Below are 6,289 nucleotides of genomic sequence, written 5' to 3'. Positions count from 1 at the left end.
TGTCCCCTAAAGTAGACCCCCAAAGTTGAACCCCCTAAATTATTTGAATAGCCATATAACCATATAAAGCTAGTTTTTCTAGCTTTTTTTCATTTTTAAAAGAAAAATACAAAAAAAAGACGTATATAAAAGAGAGGATACATAGAGGAGGGTATATGGAAGAAGTCTTGGTTTATTTTTCTTTAAAATACAAAGGTGATTTTAACAAGATATTGCAAGCATTAAAAAAGAAAGAAAAGGTAGGAGAAGATCGTGATTTGCTTTTAAAACAAGTTAAATGTAAGTATACGACAATTATTTCTAATGATTATCCCGAGGCATTAAAACAAATTAATTGTCCGCCATTTGTTCTTTATTACTATGGTGATTTGGAAATTTTAAAAACACACTGCATTGGTGTGATAGGTATGAGGGTACCAAGTGCTTATGGCAAAAGTGCAACGAATCGATTTGTTTACGATTTAGTTTGTCATCATTATACAATTGTAAGTGGAATGGCACTAGGAATTGATACTGTAGCGCATCGCACAGCACTCAATAATAACGGTAAGACAGTAGCAATACTAGGTGGAGGGATAGATTATTGTTATCCTAAAAGAAATTTGGATTTGTACAACCAAATAAAGGAAAATCATTTGATAATAAGCGAATATCCGGGTGATCTTGTACCTAGACAAGAATATTTTCCGCAAAGAAACAGATTGATTGCTGGATTAAGTGAATCTCTTTTGGTAACCGAAGCAAAGAAACGATCAGGAACAATGATTACTGTAGGATTTGCTTTGGATCAAGGAAAGGAAATTTTTTGTGTACCAGGGAGAATAACGGATAATAATGGATGTAATTATTTAATTCAACAAGGGGCAAAATTAGTTATGAGTGTTCATGATCTCTTGGATGAATGAATAAATAATATTGACAAAGTGAAAAAAAACAATAATAATAGTTTTTACAAAACGGGAGGTACGTTATGGGTAAAAAATTAGTTATCGTGGAATCACCTTCTAAGTCTAAGACCATTGAAAAGTATTTAGGAAGTGATTATCATGTAACATCGTCTAAAGGACATATCAGAGATTTGGCCACATCTGGAAAAGATGGGCTAGGTATTGATCAAGATAATAGTTATAAACCAAAATATGTTATTTCTAAGGATAAAAAAGATGTTGTTAAGGAATTAAAAGCTGAAGTTAAAGATGCATCTGAAGTATATCTTGCAACCGACCCTGATCGAGAAGGAGAAGCTATTTCTTGGCATTTAGCAGAGGTTTTAAAATTAGATATGGATCAAGATAATCGTGTTGTTTTTAATGAAGTAACCAAGGATGCTGTCATTGATGCTTTAAATCATCCACGTAAAATAGATCAAAATTTAGTTAAGTCGCAAGAAACAAGAAGAGTATTGGATCGTATTATAGGCTTTAAATTATCTAAATTATTACAAAAGAAGATAAAATCTAAATCAGCTGGACGTGTTCAGTCCGTGGCTTTACGTTTAATTGTTGAAAAAGAACGTGAAATAGAAGCATTTATTCCCGAAGAATATTGGAAGGTTAAAGCGGAATTTAATAAAGATGAGATTGATTTTCAAGCAGAATTAGCTAAATATCAAGGTAAGAAAATAGAAATTAAAAATGCCGAAGAAGCTAATGTGATTTATGAAAAATTAAATAAGACATTTACTGTAAGTGATGTTAAGAAAACAAAAAAGAAAAGAGAATCTAAACCTCCGTTTATTACATCAACATTACAACAAGAAGCATCGTCCAAGTTAAATTTTAAAGCAAGAAAAACAATGATGATTGCTCAAAAATTATATGAAGGTATTGATTTGGGTGATGAAACTGTAGGGTTAATTACTTACATGAGAACAGATTCAATTCGTTTATCCGATGTTTTTGTTGAGAGTGCTGAACAATATATTCAAGAAAAATATGGAAAAGAATATGTTGGTAAAGTAAAGAAAGCAAAAAAGACAGAGAATGTTCAAGATGCTCATGAAGGGATTAGACCAACAAGTGCTCTTCGTACACCTGAAAGTGTAAAAGAATACTTAAAGCCTGATGAATATAAATTATATAGTCTGATTTATGCACGTGCTATGGCTTCATTGATGGCACCGGCGCAATTTGATTCAACTGCATTGTCTTTGGATAATCAAGGTTATCAGTTCAAAGCCAATGGTTCTGTATTAAAGTTTGATGGATATTTACGCATATATAGTCCATATGAAAAACAAAGTAATGAACTATTGCCAGAAATGAAAATAGAAGAAACAATTGATAGTACAAAAATTGAAAAGACACAACATTTTACAAAACCACCAGCAAGATATACTGAGGCTAAACTTATTCGTGAAATGGAAGAATTAGGTATTGGAAGACCAAGTACCTATGCTTCAATTATTGATACTATTCAAACACGAGGATATGTAGAATTGGTTGATCGTGCTTTTAAACCAACAGAAACAGGAACGCTTACAAGTGATAGATTGACACAGTTTTTTAATGATATTATTAATGTTGAATATACAGCATCAATGGAAAAAGAACTCGATGATATAGCTGAAGGTGATGATGATTATTTTGATGCTATAGATAACTTCATTCATAAGTTCCAACCATTATTAGATGTAGCAAATGAAAAAATGGAAGTTATTGCTCCTAAAAAAACTGGTGAAAAATGTCCTGAGTGTGGTCATGATTTAGTAGAACGACATGGACGTTATGGTACGTTTATAGCTTGTGAAAACTATCCTGAATGTAAATACGTAAAGAAAGAAAAGGTTGAACCAGAATACACGGGTGAAGTATGTCCTAAATGTGGTAGTAAAATGGTATACAAAACAGGCCGTTTTGGAAAATTTGAAGCATGTTCAAACTATCCCGAATGTAAATACATTAAAAATAATCGTAAAAAGCAAGAACCAGTTATGACAGATGAAGTGTGTCCTAATTGTGGTTCGCCAGTTGTCATCAAGAAGGGAAGATGGGGCGAATTTAAAGCTTGTTCGAATTATCCAAAATGTAAAACCATTATAAAGTAGAACATTGGTTCTACTTTTTTTAAATTAAATTTGTTAAAATAGATAAGGGTGAAAGATATGGAAAAATTAAATGTTCATGTTATTGGCGCAGGGCTGGCTGGAGTGGAAGCAAGCTATCAATTAGCCAAACAAGGAATACAAGTTTACTTACATGAGATGCGACCTCATAAAATGACTCCAGCACATCATACATCCTATTTTGCAGAATTGGTTTGTTCCAATTCTTTAAGAGCAGATGGGTTAGGTAATGCTGTGGGTGTTTTAAAGAATGAAATGGAAAAATTAGATAGTGTGATTATTCGCTTTGCAAGAAAAAATCAGGTTCCAGCAGGAGGCGCTCTGGCAGTTGATCGTGAAGGTTTTTCAAAAGATATTACGGAATTTATTAGTAGTCATCCGTTGATTGAAGTGATTCATGATGAAGTGAAAACGATACCTGAAGGACCGGTTATTATTGCATCAGGACCATTAACGAGTGATACGTTAAGTAAAGATATTGCTAGTAAATTGGGCGAAGATTATTTTTATTTTTTTGATGCTGCTGCACCAATTATCGAAAAAGAAAGTATTAACATGGATAAGGCATACTATAAATCTCGCTATGATAAGGGGGATAATGAGTATATTAATTGTCCAATGACCGAGGAAGAATTTAATCATTTTTATGATGAATTGATGAATGCAGAGGTTGTTAAGCCTAAAGACTTTGAAGAAAAGTTTTTTGAAGGATGTATGCCTTTTGAAGAAATGGCAAGACGTGGGAAACAAACACTATTATTTGGACCAATGAAGCCGGTAGGTCTTACCAAGCCTGATGGGACAAAACCTTATGCAGTTGTACAATTAAGACAAGATAATGTCCAGGCAAGTTTATATAATATTGTAGGTTTTCAAACTCATTTAACTTGGCCTGAACAAAAAAGAATCATTCAAATGATACCAGGATTAGAAAATGCTCGTTTTGTACGCTATGGTGTCATGCATCGTAATTCATTTATTTGTTCGCCTGTGCATTTGAATGCTGATTATAGTGTTAAAGGGACAAAAGGATTGTTTATGGCAGGACAAATGACAGGGGTAGAAGGATATGTTGAATCAGCTCAAAGTGGTATGATTGCTGGAATCAATATGGTACGTTACTTACAAGGTAAAGAAAGTCTTATTTTTCCGCAAGAAACAATTATGGGTGCTTTAGCACATTATATTACTCATGGGGATCCAACTGATTTTCAACCAATGAAAGCTAATTTTGGAATTCTTCCTGATTTAAAAGAAAGAGTAAAGAAAAAAGAAAGAAAAGAAGCTTATGTTAAAAGAGCACAAGAAGTGATGGATCAATTTATAGATGAAAATGAATTACTATAAAAAAGAGTTTCTAGATTATCTTTTAAATCAAAAGAAATATTCAAAACTAACGGTCAACTCATATCAACGAGATATAGATGAATTTATAGGGTTTTTAAAGACGAAAAAAATAGAACGTTTTAATCAAGCTACTTACCAGGTTGTTAGAGGATATTTAACATGGCTTTATCAAAAAAAGTTAGCCCGAACAACAATTAATCGACGAATCAGTTCGTTACGCTCATTTTATCGCTATTTGTGCAAACAAGAATACATTGAAGATAATCCTATGGTTTTAATTGAAACATTAAAAACACCTAAAAGAAATCCGGATTTTTTGTATTATGAGGAAATGCAACAATTACTTGATAGCATAGATGTTTCTACTGATTTAGGGATTCGTAATCGTGCAATGCTAGAGTTGATGTATGCTTCTGGATTGAGATGTTCGGAAGTGGTTGGCTTAACACTCAAACAAATAGATTGGAACCAACAAGTTTTATTAATTCATGGAAAAGGTGATAAAGATAGGTATGTGCCTTTTCATGATTGCGCTAAAAAATGGCTCTTGAAGTATATTAATGAGGTAAGAAATAATTTTTGTGATGGTAGTCATCAATATGTTTTTGTTAATAATCGTGGCAATCAGATGACCAATAGAGGGTTAGAAGATGTTGTCAACCGTGTTGTTTATCAATTTGATCCAACCAGAAAAATACATCCGCATATGTTTAGACATTCTTTTGCAACTCATTTATTAAATGCGGGTGCTGATTTAAGATCAGTACAAGAATTATTAGGCCATGAGAATTTATCAACGACACAAATTTATACTCATGTTTCAAACGAACATTTAAAAGAGGTTTATATTAAAAACCATCCAAGAAATCGGTAAAAAAATCTTGTCTTTTATTTTAGGATATGCTAATATACATTAGGTATGAAAATACACACATTATGGATTCAGTTGACTAGTGCTTCTTATGAAGTGTCAATTGTTCGAAATAATGGAGGAAAAAACGAAAAGGAGGAAATTACACATGTCAGTAATTTCAATGAAAAAATTATTAGAAGTTGGTGTACATTTCGGTCACCAAACAAAAAGATGGAATCCAAAAATGGCTCCATACATCTTTACATCAAGAAATGGGATTTATATTATTGATTTACAAAAATCATCAAAGAAAATTGATGAAGCTTATAAAGCAATGAATGAAATCGCTGAAAAAGGTGGAAAAGTATTATTTGTAGGAACAAAAAAACAAGCTCAAGAAGCTGTTAAAGAAGAAGCAATTCGTTCTGGAAGTTTCTATGTTAACTCTCGTTGGTTAGGTGGAACATTAACAAACTTCAAAACAATTCAAAAAAGAATTAGAAGATTAAAAGAATTAGAAAAAATGGAAGAAGATGGAACTTTCGATGTTTTACCTAAAAAAGAAGTAATCTTACTTAAAAAAGAAGCTGCTAAGTTAGAAAAGAACTTAGGTGGAATTAAAGAAATGAGAAGACTTCCAAATGCTTTATTTGTTGTTGATCCAAAAGCAGAACACAACGCTGTAGCAGAAGCTAGAATCTTAGGTATTCCAGTATTTGGTATCGTTGATACTAACTGTGATCCTGATGAAGTAGATTATGTTATCCCAGCAAATGATGACGCTATTAGAGCTGTAAAATTAATTGTTGCTTCAATGGCTGATGCAATTTGCCAAGCTAAAAATGAACCTTTAACAGTTGCATTTGTTAAAGATGAAGATGAAAAAGAAGTAACTATGAATGATGCTGTTACTTCAGTTGAAAACAACAACAGAAGAGGACCTAGAAATAAAGGTGGAAGACCAGCACCTAGAAGAGAAGCAAAACCAACTGAAAATAAATAAGCTGGAACTGATATAAAAACTA

Annotated in this window: 5 protein-coding genes; all 5 read left to right on the top strand. The window is 32.4% G+C overall.

Annotated elements, in window-relative coordinates; genetic code table 11:
- Nucleotides 1–155: 155 nt before the first annotated feature.
- On the top strand, nucleotides 156–905 hold the full coding sequence (dprA, locus tag DW911_RS01190) for a DNA-processing protein DprA (RefSeq protein ID WP_118431182.1): 750 nt from the start codon (nucleotides 156–158) through the stop codon (nucleotides 903–905).
- A gap of 65 nt (nucleotides 906–970) precedes the next feature.
- Nucleotides 971–3,046, top strand: a complete 2,076-nt coding sequence (gene topA, locus DW911_RS01185; RefSeq protein ID WP_118431180.1) for a type I DNA topoisomerase — start codon at nucleotides 971–973, stop codon at nucleotides 3,044–3,046.
- A 57-nt stretch (nucleotides 3,047–3,103) separates the two neighbouring features.
- Nucleotides 3,104–4,411, top strand: coding sequence for a methylenetetrahydrofolate--tRNA-(uracil(54)-C(5))-methyltransferase (FADH(2)-oxidizing) TrmFO (gene trmFO / locus DW911_RS01180; RefSeq protein ID WP_118607367.1), 1,308 nt, complete (start codon nucleotides 3,104–3,106; stop codon nucleotides 4,409–4,411).
- Nucleotides 4,398–5,285 (top strand): tyrosine recombinase XerC, encoded by an 888-nt coding sequence (gene xerC / locus DW911_RS01175; RefSeq protein WP_118607368.1) that lies wholly within the window; start codon nucleotides 4,398–4,400, stop codon nucleotides 5,283–5,285. Before trmFO ends, xerC begins: the two co-directional genes overlap by 14 nt.
- A 145-nt stretch (nucleotides 5,286–5,430) precedes the next feature.
- Nucleotides 5,431–6,267, top strand: a complete 837-nt coding sequence (gene rpsB, locus DW911_RS01170) for a 30S ribosomal protein S2 (protein ID WP_118607366.1) — start codon at nucleotides 5,431–5,433, stop codon at nucleotides 6,265–6,267.
- Nucleotides 6,268–6,289: the final 22 nt, after the last annotated feature.

This window comes from Erysipelatoclostridium sp. AM42-17 (genome assembly GCF_003480255.1).
Taxonomy (GTDB): domain Bacteria; phylum Bacillota_I; class Bacilli_A; order Erysipelotrichales; family Coprobacillaceae; genus Faecalibacillus.
This window is presented reverse-complemented; position numbering and strand designations above follow the sequence as displayed.